Here is an 18,385-nt window from a genome sequence, read left to right as displayed (position 1 = left end):
GGAAAATTCCTATTTCAGCCGGCCGGTCTGGCCGCGGTCGCGAAGATAATGGTCGGCAATCGCGCAGGCGATCATCGCCTCGCCGATCGGCACAGCACGGATGCCGACGCAGGGGTCATGACGGCCCTTGGTGCGGATATCGACATTCTTGCCCTCGGCATCGATCGACTGCCGTTCGGTGAGAATGGAAGAGGTCGGCTTGACGGCAAAGCGGGCGACGACCGGCTGGCCGGTCGAAATGCCGCCGAGGATGCCGCCGGCATTGTTGGACAGGAAGATCGGCTTGCCGTCATTGCCCATGCGCATCTCGTCGGCATTGTCCTCGCCGCTCGTCTCGGCGGCGGCAAAACCGTTGCCAATCTCGACGCCCTTGACGGCGTTGATCGACATCAGCAGTGAAGCGATATCCTGGTCGAGCTTTCCGTAGATCGGTGCGCCGAGGCCTGCCGGAACGCCTTCGGCGATCACCTCGACGACGGCGCCGATAGAGGAGCCGGCCTTGCGGATGCCGTCGAGATACTCTTCCCAGACGGGCACGATCTCGGCATCGGGGGAGAAGAACGGGTTCTGCCCGACCTGATCCCAGTCCCAGTTGGCGCGGTTGATCCTGTGTTTGCCGATCTGCACCAGCGCGCCGCGGATGGTGACACCAGGCACGACAAGCCGGGCAATGCCGCCGGCCGCAACGCGGGCCGCGGTCTCGCGGGCAGACGAACGGCCGCCGCCGCGATAGTCGCGGATGCCGTATTTCGTATCATAGGTATAGTCAGCATGGCCGGGGCGATATTGCCGGGCGATCTCACCATAGTCCTTGGAACGCTGGTCGGTATTCTCGATCAGCATGGAGATCGGCGTGCCGGTCGAAATCATCGTCTCGCCGTCGGCATCCATCATCACGCCCGAGAGAACTTTCACCAGGTCGTCTTCGCGCCGCTGGGTGACGAAACGGCTCTGGCCGGGCTTGCGCTTGTCGAGCCAGACCTGCAGGTCCTCGAGCTTGAAGCGCAGCCCTGGAGGGCAGCCGTCGACGACGGCGCCGAGCGCCGGCCCGTGGCTTTCGCCCCAGGTAGTTACACGGAAGAGATGACCGAATGTATTGTGCGACATGTGTTCCAGCCGGATGCGCGGAACCGGTCGTCACCGGCCGCGCCATTACTCGAAAAGGCGCGACACTCATAGGCCAAAAAACCGTTCAGGCAAAAGCCTTTCTTTGCGCCTGATGGTACGATCAGGGAAATGGTATTTCCCGTATTTGCGACCGATAGCAGCCGCGGCTTCAGCGCTAGGATGCCAGCAGCCAGGCCGTGCCGCGCGCCTCAATGGCGAAGTCATCGAAGGAAAGGGGACGTGCGAAGGCGTAACCCTGCAGCAGATCGCAGCCGAGATCGCGCAGCAGTTCGGCATGTGCCAGCGTCTCGACACCCTCGGCCACGGTTTCCACACCGAGCGAGCGGGCGATTTCGATGATGGAACTGACGAGCGCGCGCTCCTGTGAGGAGGCGACGATCGGCTGGACGAGCTGCCGGTCGATCTTCAGCCGTTTCGGCTTGAGCTTCAGCAGCGACACGATCGAGGTGTGGCCGGTGCCGAAATCGTCGATCTCGATATCGATGCCGAGCGCCTTGATCCGTTCGAGGTTTTGCGAAACCACGTCCTCGCTTTCGTCGAGAAAGATGGATTCCACCAGTTCGAAGGAAATTTCGCCGGGGCGGATCTGCAGGCCACCAAGCGATTCCAGAAGGCTGCCGTCATGCAGGCGCCGCGCCGAAACGTTGACGGAGACTTTCGGAATGTAGATGCCCTGTGCAGCCCAACGCATCTTGTCGCGCAGCGCGGTTTCCAGGACGATGCGGTCGAGCGTCTGCACGACGTTGATCTCATCGGCAATGCGCAGGAATTTGTCCGGGGTGAGCAAGCCCTTGGAGGGGTGGCGCCAGCGCACCAGCGCCTCGACGCCCGTCAGCTTCATCGTCCGCGCGCAGAATTGCGGCTGGTACCAGGCCGTGAACTCGCCATTGTCGATGCCGGCAAGGATCTCATCGGCTGTGCGTTTATTGTTGATGATGTCGGCCTGCAGATTGTGGTTGAAGAATTCGAATCGGTTGCGGCCAAGGCTCTTGGCGCGATAGAGTGCGATGTCGGCATTGATCAGCACCTTGCGGGCATCGACATGAATGCCGTTCGCCAGCGCGATGCCGATCGACACGCCGCAACGGCAGGGAAAGCCCTGAAAATCGACGGGCTGGCGCATTTCCTCGATGACACGGCCTGCAAGCTCCGCCATCTCCTTGTCACCCACGTCGAAGGAGAGGATGACGAACTCGTCGCCGCCGATACGCGCAACGACATCGCTGTCACGCAGATTTCTGGAAAGCACACGTGAAGCATGCACCAGCATCGCGTCGCCGGCGGCATGCCCCAGCGTGTCGTTGATTTCCTTGAAGCGGTCGAGGTCGATATGCAGGATCGCGAATTTCTGGCGCTCGCTGCGGCCGGCATCCGTCAGGTTTTCCAGCGCGATATCGAGCTTGCGACGGTTGGCAAGCGAAGTCAGCGGGTCGTGCAGGGAATTGTGTTCGATCCTGTTCTTGGCGAGTTCCAGTTCGATGTTCTTGGTGATCGCCTCGTCCTTCGCGGCTTTGAGGCGCAGCGTCATCAATGCATCCTCGGTCGAATCGAAGGCGATGCCGATGATCTTCATCTCGCCGGTCGGCGTGCGGTGCACCTTGCCGACGGAACGCACGTAGCGAAAGCCGCCATTCTCGTCCGGCACGCGGCAGACAAGCGTATGCGTGTCTCCGAGCTGCCTGAAATGCCGGGCGCTTTCGAGCGCCAGCCCACGGTCATCGGGGTGGATGCAGGAAAGCCAGGCGTCTTCGGTCACGAAGGCATTGCTCTGCTTCAATCCGTAGAGCTCGTGCATGCGCTCGTCCCAGATCGAGCCACGCTTGCCGAGAATTGCCTCCCAGATGCCGCATTGATAGGAATCGAGGGCCAGATCGAGCTTACCGGAGAGTTCGGAAAGCTCCGCCTCGCGGCTTGAAAGCTCTTCCAGCGCGAGTTCCAGCTCGGCATTCTTGAGCTCGCTCGTTTCCTTGGCAAGGCGAAGCGTGTTGGTGACTTCCGCATCGGCTGTCACGTCCCAGACGATGCCGATCGTCTTTCCTGTGCCGCCGGCATCCGTATAGAAGGCGCCGATGGAGCGCAGATGGCGGATGCGGCCATCTTCCCGCATCACCCTGTATTGCGCGGTGCAGGCTTCTCCAGCGATGCTGCAGCCGAAGAAATGAACCTCGGCGATTTCGCGGTCTTCGGGCACGATCGTCGAAAGCCACACTTCCAGTGGCCGGCTGCCTTCGATCGCTTTGAGGCCGTGAAGGGTGGATGCTCGTGCATCCCAGGCAAGGTTGGTGGCGTTTTCCTGCAGCTCCCATATGCCGATCCGGGAGGATTCCAGCGCCAGGTTGAGGCGCTGTGACAATTCCAGAAGTTTGGCTTCGCGGGCCTCGAGCTGCGTGATGTTGCGGTTGCGTTCGCCGAGCAGCAACGTGGCGAAGAAGATCGGGATGATGATCACGCAGCCTGCGGCGACGATGATCAATCGCAGTTCACGCTGATTATTGGGAACCGCGTGCCAGCCGGAGTTCGGCACTGCCGCCAGTTCCCATCGCCCGCCCGCGAAGTTGATTTTGCGGCGGAGCGGATCCTTCTCGTAGATATTGGAAGGGCCGAAGAAGGGCGCGGCCGTTTCGTCCGGAATGCCGATGTCACGCACCGCGATCGACAGATGGTCGAGATGCGGATAGCGCTCCTGGTTCTCGCTGTTGCGCGCGGGCTTCAGGCCGGTCGCCTCGTAGAACATGTTCTGGTCGATGACCACCTCGACCGCACCCCAGATGCGACGCTGGCCGTTCTGCTTGACGAAAACCGGGAAGAAGATCGCAAAGGCGTTTTCTGCATCCGCCGTCTTGAAGGGACCGTAGAAGCGCGCTGACTGGTCGCCCGTATTGCGGCTGATCGACATGCGCTCCATCAGCCGCTCGCGCACATCCTTGCCGATCCTGTCTCGACCGGATTGCGCCGGATAGACCGACTTGACGATGAAATCGGGTGCGACCGCAATATGGATGAAATGTGGGTTCTGGATCAGCAGCCAGTTGATCTGCCGCTCCATCTCCACCTCGTTCGTCTGCGTGCTGAGCGCGATCAGGTTGGAAAGGTCGCGGACGGCGGTAATGTCCATATTGATCTGCGCCATCATGCGGGCACGGATCAGGTTCGTCTCGTTTTCAGTACGGATTTGCAGCTCGCGCAAATGGGCGGCAGTATTTGCACTGTCGAGTGCAAAGCCGACGGCAACAACGACGACGGCCACGAGGGCTGAAACCAGCAGCGAGACACGCGTATTCTTCAGAACACGCCGCAGCTGGTTGCCGTTGCTCAGCCGGAATTGCAAATCACATACCCCTACATTCGCACCGACTTTAGGGGGCAGGGGTTAATTTACGATTGCGCGCATTCGCAGCCGCTAAATCGCGTAAACAGAGAGAAAATGACGGTTAACCGAGCCTCTTGATTATCCGTAAAATCCTATTCATCAATTGGGCGCCGAAAGCCATTCTTCCGGGCAATTTTCGCCATATTCAGGAGTTTATCTGTGGCCACTCGATATCAATGGCAGCGTTTCAAAGGGATTGCCGACATGCGTTTCGTTATTGCTACGCTTCTGGCCACGGCAAACTTTCTTTCGCCCATGAGCAGTTTTGCCGAGAGCGCTGATGTCGAGGCGACGATCAAGAAGGTCGATACGGCCAATCTCGTCCTGACGCTCGATGATGGCAAGACCTATCAGGCGCCCGAGGAATTCGATTTCGAAGGCCTGAAGGCCGGCGTCAAGGTGGTGATTTTCTATACGGAAGTCGACGGCAAGCGCGTCATCAACGATCTCGATATCGTCAAGTAAGCAAACCCCGTCTGGGCTAGATCCAGCCGATCAGGCTCTGCGACGTCTCGATCTTCAAAATCCGGTCCTGCGGGATTTCGCCTTCAGAGGCGACGTCCTTCGGCAGGTTGGAGATTATCTTGAACAAGCTTCTGATGACGCCGCCATGGGTGACGCAGACGGTCGGCCGGTCGACCGAATTCAGCCATGCTCCGGTCCGCCACGACATGATCTCGTAGCTTTCCGCATCCTCACCCGGCGGAATGAAATCCCACTTGTTGATGTTGCGTTCTGTCACTCGCTCGGCCTGCGAGGCCCTGAGCTGCTTGAGCGTATAGCCTTCCCAGTCGCCAAAGGAGACTTCGACCAGACGTTCGTCGGTTCGGTAATCCTTGGGCGGGAGCCCCATGGCTGATCGCATGATCTCCATGGTCTCGCGCGTACGTCCGAGCGGGCTTGCGACGAAATCGAATTCCGTATCTTCGCCCTTCAGGACCGCCGCAAGGGCGATCCCGTTCTGTTTTGCCTGTTCGCGGCCGATCGCATTGATCGGAATATCCTTCTGCCCCTGCAGGCGGCGTTCCGCGTTCCAGTCGGTCTGGCCGTGTCTGATCACATAGATGAGCACGGGGATCGGCTCCGCTTGGGGGGAGGACGCCTCAGTCCTTGATGACGGAAATATCAGGCGCGTCCACAGCCTTCATGCCGATGACATGATAGCCGCTGTCGGCATGATGTACTTCACCCGTCACCGAACGCGACAGGTCCGAGAGAAGGTAGAGGCCGACATCGCCCACTTCCTCGATGGTCACGGTACGGCGCAGCGGCGCATTATACTCGTTCCACTTGAGGATGTAGCGGAAATCGCCGATGCCGGAGGCAGCAAGCGTCTTGATCGGGCCTGCCGAAACGGCGTTGACGCGGATGTTCTTCGGTCCGAGGTCGACTGCAAGATACTTCACGCTGGCTTCAAGAGCCGCCTTGGCGACGCCCATGACATTGTAGTTCGGCATCACCTTTTCAGCACCGTAATAGGTGAGGGTGAGCATCGAGCCACCTTCCGTCATCAGCTTCTCGGCGCGGCGAGCGACCGAGGTGAAGGAGTAGACGGAGATCTGCATGGTCTTTGCGAAGTTGTCGGCCGACGTATCGACATAACGGCCCGTCAGCTCGTCCTTGTCGGAAAAGCCGATCGCGTGCACGATGAAATCGATCTTGCCCCACAGCTTCTCGACGTTTTCGAAAACGGCATCGATCGTGGATTCATCGCTGACGTCGCAATGGCCGACCATGACGGCGCCGATTTCGGCAGCCAGCGGCTCCACGCGCTTCTTCAAGGCATCGCCCTGGTAAGTGAAGGCAACTTCTCCGCCCTGCGCATGAATGGCCTTGGCAATACCCCACGCAATCGAACGATTGTTGGCGACACCCATGATGACGCCGCGTTTGCCTGCCATGAGGCCGGATGCTTGAGCCATATTTCGCTTCCCTAGGAATTCTGATGATCCTGCCTATGGCATAGGCCGTTAATCGGTTCAAGCAGGCCCAAGATCATCAACTGTTAGGGATCGTAACAAAGGGTGCGATTGTCACCGAAATTTCATAAAAACAGCCCTTCACGCATGCTCCGCATGAGATCAGTGACTTTAGCGTCGGGTTTTTCCCACAACATAATACGCAATTCGACGACGAGATCGCCTTTTCCGCCGCTGTCATTCGGCAGGCCTTGGTCGGGAATGCGGATAGTCTTGTCGGAGCCGGACCAGGCAGGGACCGTCACATTGAGCGGTCCCTGCGGACCGTCAACGCGCGCCTCTGTGCCGAGCACTGCGTTTTCGATGTTGAGCGGCAGCACGGCATGCACGTCGAAACCATCGACGGTGAAGCGCGGATCGGGCGCGATGTGGATATTGATGACGGCGTCGCCGCGTTGCATGCCCGGCAGCTTGAATCCCTGCCCCTTGAGCCGGACCTGATGGCCTTCAGCCGTACCGGCCGGAAGGGCGAAGCCAACTTCGCGGCCTTCCGGAAGGGAAACTGTCGTCCAGCTTCCCTTCATGATGTCTTCGATCGTCACGGTCGCGGTCGCCACTTCATCCGGCGCCTTCTCAAGGCCTGGCTGGCCGGCGCCGGTGAAGCGGCGCACGAGCGAGGTCAACAGGCTGAGCGGCAGGGACATGTTGGCGCCAGTGCCGGTGGTGGACTCGGTCTGCTCGTCCTCCGCCCTGGCGGTTTCGGATTCCGCTGTTTCCTGTTCCGGCTGCTTGGCCGCCTCGGCTGCATGCGGCCTGGCTTGTGCTTGCTGAGAATGCGCCTGCTGGGCGTGCGATTGCGCCTGTGCGCCAAAAATGCGTTCGACCATCTCTTCTGCGGCTTCGGTTGCGCCTGCCTGCTGTTGTTTGGCACCTGCTGCTGCGGCCTTCTGCGCATTGGCATTGGCGCGCGCAAGCTCTTCCATCACGCGCTCGGCATTGGCCTGCGCGGCCTTGGCGCGGACGGCGGCCTCACGGGCAGCCTGGCGCTGCTGCATGATCGTCTGTTCCTGCTTCTTGGCTTCTGCCATGCGCACGGCGCTGTCGAAGAGATTACGCTTTCTCGGATCTTTCAACGTTTCATAGGCGCGGCCGATCTCGGCGAAACGTGCGGTCGCCGTCGGGTCGCCCTGATTGTGATCAGGATGCACCGCCTTGGCCATGTTGCGCCAGGCAGTCTTGATTTCGTCTGCTCCTGCGTCGCGTTTGACGCCCAGCACCTTGTATGGATCACGCATTGTTCGCACCACCGCTGTCGCAATCCGGGAGGCATGTTCCTCGTGGCCGTTCCCGGAAACCGAATCTCAACTCATGACGCGCCGTCCGGTTCGCTCTCGCGACAGGAAAGCCCGCTCGTTGGGCGATCGTGCGGGAGAGTTGCTAATCACTTCTTATTTCCGAAGTTGAATATGGGGTGTTTTGCCGCGAATGGTTAGCCTTTCACTAAACATTGAGGCGAATCGGCACGGCGCATTAACCCTGACGTGTCAGGGGCGCATCGTGCCGAAACAGGTGGACAGACGGGATCAGCTTTCCGGCTGGAAGCTCAGAAGCTGCCAGTTGCCACCACCGACAAGGCAGGTCTTGCCATAGAATTTGGCGATGCCGACATAGGAATGCCGCGTCGTGCGGAACTGGCGGCAAACCTGGCCGGCGTCGTTATTCTCGACGATCGTGTCGATGATGCCGGCGCTGCCGGTGGACGCATTGGCCCAGGGAAGCGGCTGCCCTTCGAGCTTCTGGATATCGGCAGACGTCACGGCGTTGCGCACCGTCATCTCGTCGGAAAGCGTATCGGTGCTGGGCGCTGGCTGCGGCACCGTGCCGGTCGCAACCGAACGATCCACCTTTGACGAACTCAGGAAATCGAACCCTCCGGCCACGCAGCCGGAAAGTGACAGAATCGCGATACCGACGATGGAGAGCCTGAAGCTGCGGCGCAGCGAACCCTTTGTATGGCGATGTGTCTTTGCTATGACTTCCACCCTGTATCCTTCCCCAGCTTCGAAAGCTGGGTCAGTTTTCATAAACCGCGGGATTTGAATTAATATGTCGGAAAACGGGTTAACAGGTGGTGACTTTACCGAAAGTGAAGAGCCCTTCAAGCTCTTTGGGGAATGGCTGAAGGAGGCGGAGGCTTCCGAAGTCAACGACCCCAATGCTGTCGCGCTCGCGACGGTCGATGAAGATGGGCTGCCCAATGTCCGCATGGTTCTCCTGAAGGGTTTCGATACCGACGGATTCGTCTTCTACACGAATTTCGAGAGCCGGAAAGGTCRCGAAATCTTGGGGCAGAAGAAAGCCGCCATGTGTTTCCACTGGAAAACGCTGCGCCGCCAGGTGCGCGTTCGCGGCCCTGTCGAATTGGTCACCGATGCCGAGGCCGACGCTTATTTTGCGACCCGCGCCCGTGGCAGCCGTATCGGCGCCTGGGCTTCCAAGCAGTCGCGCCCGCTCGAAAGCCGCTTCGCGCTGGAAAAGGCCGTTGCCGAATATACGGCGCGTTATGCCATCGGCGATATTCCGCGCCCGTCTTACTGGTCCGGCTTCCGGATCCGCCCGACCTCGATCGAGTTCTGGAAAGACCAGAGGTTCCGACTGCACGACCGCATCGAGTTTCGCCGACCGACGCCTGAGGGGGCTTGGGACAAGGTGCGAATGTACCCGTAAAGGGCTTATTTCCCGAGCAGTTTCAATGGAATGCCGGAAGCGAGCGCCGAAACATAGCGTGGCTTTTGGTAAAAGCCGTTGAGAGAGATGCGCGGCATATAGGTGGGCAAGCTTGCGGACGGAAAGCCTGGCTGCGTTGTTACCGCGATCGCAAATCCAAGCCTTGCCGCAAGGTCCGCTTCGCGGCCCGTTGCTGCCTCGGGCGTACCGTAGGGAAAAGCGATCGTCCGGGGGCGGGTGCCGGTGACCGACTCGACATAATCGGCCGAGATTTCCATTTCGATCCGAGCTTCCGCATGCGGCAGGCGGGCAAGTGCCCGATGGCTGATCGTATGGGCGCCGAGACTGGCGAGCGGGCTTGCCGCGAGCTCGCGCAATTCCTGTGGCCCCATGACCAGCTCCCGCGTGATATCGACCGGCTCGATTCCGTGGCGCCGCGCCAGTGCATCCACCTCCGAGATGGCGCGACTTTCGTCTTGCCTGTGGATAAACTCGGCAAGCCGGTCGAAGACGTCCCATTTGCGGACGGGTGTATCGAGCGCCAGCCTCTCTCTGCCGCCGCCGAAATTGAACTCGATGCTGTTCTCCCTGCCGAGCAGCAGCGCCAGCGTCTCCCACCAGATGCTGTGCGAACCTTCGGCAAAGCCTTGCGTAATGAAAACCGTAAAGGGGGCGCGATGCCGTTCGAAAACGGGCAGGGCATGGACGAGATTGTTGCGATACCCATCATCCAGCGTGAAGGCGGCGAACGGGCGATCGTCCTGCGCGTCCGACAAGAGGGAGGGCACCGCATCGAGCGGCACGAAACGATAGCCGCTCCGCTTTAGCCGCCGAAGCGCCGCATCCAGAAATTCCGGCGTAATTTCAAGATGTTGGTTCGGCTCGAACGGTTGGGGGATATGAGGGCGTACATGATGGAGCGTGAAGATGACGCCGCGTCCGCGAGCCTCTTTCATGAGCCCGGCGGCGCTCGCCAGCCAGGCCGCTTCCAGCCCGCCGCCGATCGCGATGCGCTTCAGACGCCGCTTCCACTGCCCCATTTTTTCCGTGACCCCGCTTTGTAATCGTGTCACACAGACTATCAATGCCGCCGTTAAACCTTGCTGAATCCGATTGGAAAGCGGTTTATTTACCGGCCTTTAACCAAGCGAAACAAAAGCTTGGAAAAAACTTGGGCGTTGCCTCAAAGTCGCGCCAGATTGTGGGCATCTGTCACAATACGGGACATAATTCCGGTTGTATCGACTCGCCGGATATAATGAGGGGAAGTGCATGAGAAGGCTTTTGGCTGCCATTTTGACCGCGACGCTGGCAATTACTGCACCCGTTGCGGCCTTTGCCGGAAGTGCTTCCCTCGTGCTCGATGCCCGCACCGGCAAGGTCCTTGCGTCCGAAAACGGTGACACGCTGAACCATCCGGCCTCGCTGACGAAGATGATGACGCTCTATCTCACCTTCGAGGCGCTCAATCGCGGCAAGATCACCTGGGATACACCGATTACCATGTCGAAATATGCGGCCTCCCGTCCGCCGACGAAACTCGGCGTGAAAGCGGGCGGTACGATCACCGTGCGTGAGGCGGTCTATGGCATGATCGTCAAGTCGGCCAACGATGCTGCTGCCGCCATCAGTGAAAAACTCGGCGGTTCGGAAAGCAATTTTGCCCGGCTTATGACCCAGAAGGCCCGCCAGCTCGGCATGAGCCGCACGGTCTTCGTGAATGCATCTGGCCTGCCAGACGCGCGTCAGATCACGACTGCGCGCGACATGTCCACGCTCGCCGTGGCGCTGCTGAAGAATTATCCCAGCGAATATCGTCTCTTCTCCATCGCAAGCTTCAATTTCCGTGGCCAGACCATCCGTGGCCACAACAATCTCATGTATCGCTACCAGGGCATGGACGGCATCAAGACCGGTTATACGAATGCGTCCGGCTTCAACATCGTCAGTGCTGTGAAGGACGGCAATCGCCGCGTGGTCGGCGTGGTACTCGGCGGCCGCACGGCCCGCAGCCGCGACGCCAAAATGGCCGGATTGTTCGACCGTTATATGGGGCGGGCCTCCTCGGGTGACGCCAAGCTGACCGCCAGCATCAATGCAAAGCAGCAGGTCGAAGTCGCCTCGGCGGCCGATGATACCGATGTTCCCGCACCGGCGAGCGCGCAGCGCGTTGCGAGCGAGGCAGCAGCACCCGCACCGAAGGCGCTCGGTTATGCCGATAACGGCGTTATCCCGTTGGAGCGCCCGGCGGCAATGGACGAGATCATGAATGCGGGCAAGGCGCCGAAAGCACCGGTCGGCAAGGCACCAGCCGGCAAGGCAGGTGGCTGGCAGATCCAGATCTCGGCTGCCCCGAGCGCGGATGCTGCCCGCGCGCTTCTTGCGCAGGCGCAGTCCGAGGCCGGCGCGCCGCTCGTTTCCGCCTCGCCCTACACCGAAGCTGTGGGGAAGGGGCCTGACACGATTTACCGCGCCCGTTTCGTCGGCTTCCAGAGCAAGGAAGATGCGACCTCCGCCTGCGATGCCCTGAAGAAGCGCTCATACGACTGCATGCTTCTGCCGAACCAGGGCTGAGCTGGCTGCTCTGGACAATTTCCGGGAATCGGCGCTCTCCTCATAAACAAAAGGAGAACGTCATGCTGCAGCGCCTCGCCGACCAGTTCGAAACATCATCCTCCGCCTACGCGGCCGCCAACGACATCGAGCGTGATGCCGACTGGTTTCTGCTGAAACTGCAGGAGGAGATGGGCGAGCTGACCCAGGCCTGGAACCGCCTGACCGGCCGTGGCCGTGCCAAAGGCCGCTCGCCCGAGGAGATGGAGCTCGACCTCGCGGACGAGACGGCCGATATCCTCGGCCACCTGCTGCTTTTCGCCCGTCGCCATGACATCGATCTCTCCGCTGCGATCGAGCGGAAATGGAAATTCAGGCCTTCGGCGCAGTAACGTTTCGTGCTTCGCGTCTTTGCGCGATCCATCATTGGCATTGTTCTTCTGTATAGCCGAGCAGACGCCCCAGGCGATACTCGCTTTCGTCCGTCCAAGGCCTTTCGCTCATCAGCTCGGTATAGGCATCGAACCGCCATTCTTCTTTCGGCAGCGCGTAGAGAATGCGAACCAGGCGAAACTTGCACTCAACGAATGGCTCGACCCGTTCGATGATTGCACCTCTGTCGACGTAGGGCTGAAAGTAGGCTCGGATCTTCTTCAAAATCCCCGAGCTTTCTTCGTCCGAAAACATGGCGAATGGCTTACGGCCATCCAGCATCAGGGCGAGCTCGAAGTTAGTATGGACCAGATAGGGGTACGCTATCGATCCATTGCGGCCGGGTGAGCACAACCTCACCATCCGGTTCGGGAACGGGGAGGGCCAGCATCGAGGAGAGCCCATCCAGCTCGCTTTTCTCAAGGTAGAAGAGATGCTCTGCCAGCTCGGATGTTTTTACGTCGAGAAAGGTCGCAACAGCCTCCATCGGAGCCTCGAAGCGCATCTCATGTGCCGAGCAACCCGTCTCGGGTGACAGGAATTCCAGCAGAAATATCTCCGTCGCCAAGCAACGCCCCATCGGCTCGATGTTCTACTGCTTGAGGCTAGCCTAAATTGTCCGCCGATAGAACTTGCTGTCGACGGCCATCCGCGGGAATGCTCGCGGGAGGTCCTTGCTGGCGATCTCGGAGAAACCGTTCTTTTCATAGAACCGATGCGCGGCAAGAAACTTCTCGGTGGTGCCGAGGAAGATGTCGGTTACGCCGACTTCACCGGCATGGGCAAGAAGCGCCTCGAGCAGCCGGGCGGCAACGCCGTGTTCGCGGCCTCGCACCTCGGCGGCCACAAACATCTTCCGAAGAGCCGCCTGGTTGTTGCCTATATCCTTGAGGCCGAGCGTGCCGACAATGGAGCCATCTTTCACTGCGACCCAAAATTGACCCTTGCCCGACTGGTAGAAGTCGGGAATGACGCGCAGGTCCGGCTGTGCGTCGGCGGTGATATGAATGTCGAATTCCTCGCGCTGAATCGGGAGGATGACCGAGATCACGCCGTCGGCATCGTCAGGAGCGAAGGTTCTGATCTCGATTTCGACCATAACAGTACCGCCTCAGGCCTGAGTACCGCCGACGGTCACCTGATCCATGCGCAGATGCGGTTGGCCGACGCCGACAGGCACCCACTGGCCTGCCTTGCCGCAATTGCCGATACCGGTATCGAGCTTCATGTCGTTGCCGATCATGGAAACACGCTTCATCGCATCCGGGCCGTTGCCGATCAGCATGGCGCCCTTGATCGGCGCGCCGAGCTTGCCGTTTTCGATGAGATAGGCCTCGGTGCAGCCGAAGACGAATTTGCCCGATGTGATATCCACCTGACCACCACCGAAGGAGACGGCATAGACGCCCTTCTTGACCGAAGAGATGATCTCTTCCGGCGTCTTGTCGCCGCCGAGCATATAGGTGTTGGTCATGCGCGGCATCGGCACATGCGCATAGCCTTGGCGGCGGCCGTTGCCGGTCGGCGCCATGCCCATCAGCCGGGCGTTCTGCCGGTCCTGCATGTAGCCGACGAGCTTGCCGTTTTCGATCAGCACGTTGTAGGCGGACGGTGTGCCTTCGTCGTCGATGGTGATAGAGCCGCGGCGGCTGTCGATCGTGCCGTCGTCGACGACGGTCACGCCCGGTGCCGCCACCATCTGGCCGAGGAGGCCCGCAAAGGCAGATGTCTTCTTGCGGTTGAAGTCACCTTCGAGGCCATGGCCTACGGCCTCGTGCAGCATGACGCCCGGCCAGCCGGAGCCGAGCACGACATCCATCGTCCCCGCCGGCGCATCGATCGCTTCGAGATTGACGAGTGCCTGCCGCAGCGCCTCATCTGCGCCGTGCTGCCAGCTTCCGGTCGCGATGAAATCGCCGAAACCGATGCGCCCGCCCTGGCCATAGGAGCCGCTCTCCTGACGGTCGCCTTCGCCGACCATGACGGAGATGTTGATACGCGTCATCGGCCGGATGTCGTGTACGCGATGGCCATCGGCGCGCAGGATATCGACCACCTGCCAGCTTGCCGCGACCGAAGCCGTGACCTGCCGCACCTTGTCGTTCTTGCCGCGCAGATAGGCGTCGATATCAGTCAGCACCTTCACCTTCTCCTCGAAGGTCGGTGAACCGATCGGGTTCTCGTCTGTATAGAGCTTGCGGTTCGTGCCCTGGGGGGCGGCGGCATAGCTGCCGGAGTAGCCGCGCGTGACGGCGCCGACCGCGTCGGCTGCCCGCTTCAGCGCTGAGACGGAGAGATCGCCCGCATGGGCGTAGCCGACAGCTTCACCTGCCACCGCGCGCAGGCCAAAACCCTGTTCGGTGTTGAAGCTGCCGCCCTTGAGGCGACCGTTGTCGAAGGTCAGCGATTCCGCCTGCGCGTGCTCGATGAAGAGCTCGCCGTCATCGGCGCCGGAAAGCGCCTCGGCGACATGCTTGCGCATCGTCGCTTCGTCGGCATCAAAAAGCGTCAGGAGATCGGTGGTCATGGTCTTTTGCTCCGCAAGAAGAGCGGGAATGCTCAATAGCCGATGTAGGTCTGTTGTGCTGCGCGAGCAAGCCCCGCCAAATCAGGGCAGAGCGTCGTAGCCTTCCGCGAACCCCTTGAGGTCGACGGGAATGCCGATGCCTTCTTCCGGCGTCTGGAAGACGATGAAGGTCGCCTGCGCGCCGCTGCGGAAGGTCTTGAGCAGCTCGTCTTCAAGAACGACTTCGGCATAGCAGCCGTCGGCGAAGCAGCGCACGAAATAGGCGCGGCCGATATCCTTGCCGTCGACATTGAGACCGAGGCCGTTCGGCAGCAGCACGCCGAGCGGTGCCAGCACGCGCAGGATCTTCGACTTGCGGTCAGCCGTCTTCAGGACGACGACGGACAGGCCAACTTCCGGACGGTCTTCGGCGATGACATTCTGCATCAGCGCGCACTGCTCGGTCGAAGCGCCTGCCGGCTTGTCGCAGACGACGGACCATGCACCATGGTTGGATCGAACCGTGCCGGGTGCCGGTGGCTGCGTCTGGCTAGGCGTCACCTTCTCGACGTTCGGTGTCGTGGACGGCGCGGGCTGCTGTGTCGGGGCGGGCTTCGGAGCAGGCGCGGCAGGACGCGACTGCGCGGGCGCTGGCGTCTGCTGAGCGAAAACGGGGCTCGTCGCGGCGGTCGCGATGCCCGCGGTCAGTACAAAAGACCGCGCGAGGGAACGGAAACCCATGAAAACCTCTGGATATCGAATCATTGCCGCTATTTGTGAAGCTGCCCACAGAAAATGAAAAGCCCCACCCCGTGAAAACCGGGGGACTGCGGCAGAAATAGGACCTCGCCAAAAGAATGTGCAGCCCGCGGATTGGCCCTGAAGCGCGTTTTTCGTATGCTGATGAAAAGCTTGCAATGTTTTGCCGTGGCTGAGGAGGCAGTCTTTGAGCAAATATGCCGCATAGACAATTGCTTCTGCCTGTTGCGGCGGATGCCAAACTGTGGTTTGAAGCGCAGAAGATGGCAAGGATTCTGCGTCCGATTTGATGCAGATCAGCGCTCGAGGGAGATTACAAGGTGATTAAGAAGGCTTTTGCAGCTCTGACCGCGCTGGTCTGTCTGCTTTTTGCTTCCGGCACATATGCCGATCAGCCGATGCCGTGGCAGGCTACCCTGCAGCCGGCAGCGACGCCGATCATGCGGGAGATCCACTGGTTCGAACAATACACGCTGTGGTTCATCGTTCCGATCACGCTGTTTGTTCTCGTTCTCCTTCTGGTCGTCTGTTTCAAGTTCCGTGCTTCGGCAAACCCGGTTCCCTCCAAGACGAGCCACAATACGGTGATCGAAGTCATCTGGACCGTGGGGCCGGTCTTGGTACTTCTCTTCCTCGCCATTCCTTCCTTTACCCTGCTGACCGCGCAGCTCACCCTGCCGGAAAACCCTGATGTGACCATCAAGGCGACCGCGACCCAGTGGCAGTGGAACTATGAATATGAAGGTTCGGGCGAAACGCCTGTCGCCTTCGACTCCTATCTTCTGAAGGAGCCGGATCGCGCTGCTGCGGGCAAGGCCGATCTTGCCGTCTATCCGCGCCTGCTGGCCGTCGACAACGAACTCGTGCTGCCTGTCAACAAGACGGTTCGCGTTCTCGTCACCGCCGCGCCGACAGACGTCATCCACGCTTTTGCCATGCCGTCCTTTGGCATCAAGATCGACGCCGTTCCGGGCCGCCTGAACGAAACCTGGTTCCGCGCCGAGCGCGAAGGTCTCTTCTACGGCCAGTGTTCCGAGCTTTGCGGCAAGGACCATGCGTTCATGCCGATCGCCATCCGGGTCGTCTCCGAGGACAAGTACAAGCAGTGGCTGGCTTCGGCCGCCAGTGACTTGCCCGGCGCCTACAAGACACTGATCGCCGCCGCCGATGGTCCTGCAAAGACCGTTGATGTCGCTGAAAACGTCGCAAAGTAAGATAGGGGATCGGGACAATGGCTGGACCTTCCGCTCACGACGATCATTCTCATGATCACCACGCTCATGACGCTCACGCGCATGACGACCATCACGATCACTCTCATACGCCGAGCTTCGCCGATCGCTGGTTCTTCTCCACGAACCACAAGGATATCGGCACGCTCTACCTGATCTTCGCGATCTTCGCCGGTATCGTCGGCGGCCTTCTCTCCGTTGCCATGCGCATGGAGCTGCAGGAGCCGGGCATCCAGATCTTCCACGGCCTGGCCTCCATGGTCTACGGCTTCGAAGGCGATGCTGCCATCGATGGCGCCAAGCACATGTTCAACGTCTTCACCACCGCTCACGCGCTGATCATGATCTTCTTCATGGTCATGCCGGCAATGATCGGCGGTTTCGCCAACTGGATGGTGCCGATCATGATCGGCGCACCTGATATGGCCTTCCCGCGTCTGAACAACATCTCCTTCTGGCTGATCGTTCCGGCCTTCCTGCTGCTGGTCATCTCGATGTTCGTCGAAGGCCCGGCCGGCGCATACGGCGCAGGCGGTGGCTGGACCATGTATCCGCCACTCGCAGTCGGCGGTCAGCCGGGTCCGGCAGTCGACCTTGCGATCTTTTCGCTGCACATTGCTGGTGCCTCGTCGATCCTCGGTGCGATCAACTTCATCACCACGATCCTCAACATGCGCGCTCCCGGCATGACGCTGCACAAGATGCCGCTCTTTGCCTGGGCCGTGCTGATCACCGCCTTCCTGCTGCTGCTCTCGCTGCCGGTTCTGGCTGGCGCCATCACCATGGTGCTCACCGACCGTAACTTCGGCACAGCCTTCTTCGCGCCGGAAGGCGGCGGTGACCCGATCCTCTACCAGCACCTGTTCTGGTTCTTCGGTCATCCGGAAGTCTACATCCTGATCCTGCCGGGCTTCGGCATCGTCAGCCACATCGTATCGACCTTCTCGAAGAAGCCGGTCTTTGGTTACCTCGGCATGGCCTATGCCATGGTCGCCATCGGCGCCGTCGGCTTCGTCGTCTGGGCTCACCACATGTACACGGTCGGCCTGTCGCTCGACGCGCAGCGCTACTTCGTCTTCGCGACGATGGTCATCGCCGTTCCGACGGGCGTGAAGATCTTCTCCTGGATCGCAACGATGTGGGGTGGCTCGATCACCTTCCGCACGCCGATGATCTGGGCGATCGGCTTCATCTTCCTCTTCACCGTCGGTGGTGTCACGGGCGTCCAGCTCGCAAACGCCGGCCTCGACCGCTCGCTGCATGACACCTATTACGTCGTGGCTCACTTCCACTACGTTCTGTCCCTCGGCGCCGTCTTCGCCATCTTCGCTGCCTGGTATTATTGGTTCCCGAAGATGACCGGCTACATGTACAGCGAGTTCCTCGGCAAGCTGCACTTCTGGGTCATGTTCATCGGTGTGAACCTGGTGTTCTTCCCGCAGCACTTCCTCGGCCTCGCCGGCATGCCGCGCCGCTACATCGACTATCCGGACGCTTTCGCCGGCTGGAACTATGTCTCGTCGATCGGCTCCTACATCTCCTTCGTCGGCGTGATCATCTTCCTCGTCGGTGTCTGGGAAGCCTTCGCCAAGAAGCGCGTTGCCGGTGACAATCCGTGGGGTGAGGGCGCAACGACCCTCGAGTGGCAGCTGCCTTCGCCGCCGCCCTACCATCAATGGGAACAGCTTCCGCGCATCAAGTAAGATGCCGGATCCAGACGCCGCAGGCCTCTGCGGCGTCTGGCGATTGAGGAATTCAG

The 18,385-nt window shown here is 60.4% G+C and carries 18 protein-coding genes; 6 read left to right on the top strand and 12 right to left on the bottom strand.

Going from position 1 to position 18,385, the window contains the following annotated elements; all coding sequences use genetic code 11:
• Positions 1 to 9 precede the first annotated feature (9 nt).
• Entirely contained in the window at positions 10 to 1,107 is a 1,098-nt protein-coding gene (gene aroC, locus AC1DM5_RS20840) for a chorismate synthase (RefSeq protein WP_477821895.1), read from the bottom strand.
• Between the two features lie 175 nt (positions 1,108 to 1,282).
• A complete protein-coding gene (locus tag AC1DM5_RS20835) occupies positions 1,283 to 4,456 on the bottom strand; it encodes a bifunctional diguanylate cyclase/phosphodiesterase (RefSeq protein ID WP_477821894.1) in 3,174 nt (1,057 codons plus the stop codon).
• Positions 4,457 to 4,702: 246 nt separating this feature from the next.
• Between AC1DM5_RS20835 and AC1DM5_RS20830 the strand changes: the two genes are divergently transcribed.
• A complete protein-coding gene (locus AC1DM5_RS20830) occupies positions 4,703 to 4,963 on the top strand; it encodes a DUF1344 domain-containing protein (protein WP_037071313.1) in 261 nt (86 codons plus the stop codon).
• Between the two features lie 16 nt (positions 4,964 to 4,979).
• Here the strand turns inward: AC1DM5_RS20830 and AC1DM5_RS20825 are convergent, their stop codons facing one another.
• The 4 genes from AC1DM5_RS20825 to AC1DM5_RS20810 all read right to left on the bottom strand — a co-directional run bounded on the left by AC1DM5_RS20825 (position 4,980) and on the right by AC1DM5_RS20810 (position 8,459).
• Complete coding sequence (locus AC1DM5_RS20825) at positions 4,980 to 5,570, bottom strand: histidine phosphatase family protein (RefSeq protein ID WP_007817956.1); 591 nt, start codon at positions 5,568 to 5,570, stop codon at positions 4,980 to 4,982.
• A gap of 31 nt (positions 5,571 to 5,601) precedes the next feature.
• Complete coding sequence (gene fabI / locus AC1DM5_RS20820; protein WP_007817957.1) at positions 5,602 to 6,420, bottom strand: enoyl-ACP reductase FabI; 819 nt, start codon at positions 6,418 to 6,420, stop codon at positions 5,602 to 5,604.
• Positions 6,421 to 6,542: 122 nt separating this feature from the next.
• Positions 6,543 to 7,712, bottom strand: coding sequence for a DnaJ C-terminal domain-containing protein (locus tag AC1DM5_RS20815; RefSeq protein ID WP_477821892.1), 1,170 nt, complete (start codon positions 7,710 to 7,712; stop codon positions 6,543 to 6,545).
• A 288-nt stretch (positions 7,713 to 8,000) separates the two neighbouring features.
• Positions 8,001 to 8,459, bottom strand: coding sequence for an RT0821/Lpp0805 family surface protein (locus AC1DM5_RS20810; protein ID WP_007817961.1), 459 nt, complete (start codon positions 8,457 to 8,459; stop codon positions 8,001 to 8,003).
• Between the two features lie 64 nt (positions 8,460 to 8,523).
• Here AC1DM5_RS20810 and pdxH point away from each other — a divergent pair, with 64 nt between their 5' ends.
• A complete protein-coding gene (gene pdxH, locus AC1DM5_RS20805; protein WP_477975513.1) occupies positions 8,524 to 9,144 on the top strand; it encodes a pyridoxamine 5'-phosphate oxidase in 621 nt (206 codons plus the stop codon).
• A gap of 5 nt (positions 9,145 to 9,149) precedes the next feature.
• Here the strand turns inward: pdxH and AC1DM5_RS20800 are convergent, their stop codons facing one another.
• A complete protein-coding gene (locus AC1DM5_RS20800; RefSeq protein WP_477975511.1) occupies positions 9,150 to 10,184 on the bottom strand; it encodes a polysaccharide deacetylase family protein in 1,035 nt (344 codons plus the stop codon).
• Between the two features lie 232 nt (positions 10,185 to 10,416).
• On the opposite strand from AC1DM5_RS20800, the gene AC1DM5_RS20795 reads away from it, so the two are divergent.
• Both AC1DM5_RS20795 and AC1DM5_RS20790 read left to right on the top strand, forming a co-directional pair.
• Positions 10,417 to 11,718 carry a serine hydrolase gene (locus tag AC1DM5_RS20795; RefSeq protein ID WP_477821889.1) on the top strand — a complete coding sequence of 434 codons (1,302 nt, stop codon included), beginning with the start codon at positions 10,417 to 10,419 and terminating at the stop codon, positions 11,716 to 11,718.
• A gap of 62 nt (positions 11,719 to 11,780) precedes the next feature.
• Positions 11,781 to 12,089: a pyrophosphatase gene (locus tag AC1DM5_RS20790; protein ID WP_477821888.1), complete on the top strand. Its 309-nt coding sequence runs from the start codon at positions 11,781 to 11,783 to the stop codon at positions 12,087 to 12,089.
• Between the two features lie 31 nt (positions 12,090 to 12,120).
• On the opposite strand, the gene AC1DM5_RS20785 is transcribed toward AC1DM5_RS20790, so the two are convergent.
• From AC1DM5_RS20785 to AC1DM5_RS20765, 5 genes are all read right to left on the bottom strand, one after another.
• On the bottom strand, positions 12,121 to 12,411 hold the full coding sequence (locus AC1DM5_RS20785) for a hypothetical protein (protein WP_477821887.1): 291 nt from the start codon (positions 12,409 to 12,411) through the stop codon (positions 12,121 to 12,123).
• Between the two features lie 16 nt (positions 12,412 to 12,427).
• A complete protein-coding gene (locus AC1DM5_RS20780) occupies positions 12,428 to 12,697 on the bottom strand; it encodes a hypothetical protein (protein ID WP_477821886.1) in 270 nt (89 codons plus the stop codon).
• 42 nt (positions 12,698 to 12,739) lie between these two features.
• Complete coding sequence (locus AC1DM5_RS20775; protein ID WP_477821885.1) at positions 12,740 to 13,228, bottom strand: GNAT family N-acetyltransferase; 489 nt, start codon at positions 13,226 to 13,228, stop codon at positions 12,740 to 12,742.
• A 12-nt stretch (positions 13,229 to 13,240) separates the two neighbouring features.
• Positions 13,241 to 14,656 (bottom strand): metalloprotease TldD, encoded by a 1,416-nt coding sequence (gene tldD, locus AC1DM5_RS20770; RefSeq protein ID WP_477821884.1) that lies wholly within the window; start codon positions 14,654 to 14,656, stop codon positions 13,241 to 13,243.
• Between the two features lie 81 nt (positions 14,657 to 14,737).
• Positions 14,738 to 15,400 carry an invasion associated locus B family protein gene (locus tag AC1DM5_RS20765; protein WP_477821883.1) on the bottom strand — a complete coding sequence of 221 codons (663 nt, stop codon included), beginning with the start codon at positions 15,398 to 15,400 and terminating at the stop codon, positions 14,738 to 14,740.
• Positions 15,401 to 15,714: 314 nt separating this feature from the next.
• Between AC1DM5_RS20765 and coxB the strand changes: the two genes are divergently transcribed.
• Together coxB and ctaD are read left to right on the top strand one after the other, a co-directional pair.
• The gene (coxB, locus tag AC1DM5_RS20760) at positions 15,715 to 16,608 is read left to right on the top strand and encodes a cytochrome c oxidase subunit II (RefSeq protein ID WP_477821882.1); all 894 of its coding nucleotides are present in this window, start codon (positions 15,715 to 15,717) and stop codon (positions 16,606 to 16,608) included.
• Positions 16,609 to 16,625: 17 nt separating this feature from the next.
• Complete coding sequence (gene ctaD, locus AC1DM5_RS20755; RefSeq protein WP_007817983.1) at positions 16,626 to 18,329, top strand: cytochrome c oxidase subunit I; 1,704 nt, start codon at positions 16,626 to 16,628, stop codon at positions 18,327 to 18,329.
• Positions 18,330 to 18,385 lie beyond the last annotated feature (56 nt).

It is taken from the genome of Rhizobium sp. 01T437, assembly GCF_056398505.1.
This window is presented reverse-complemented; position numbering and strand designations above follow the sequence as displayed.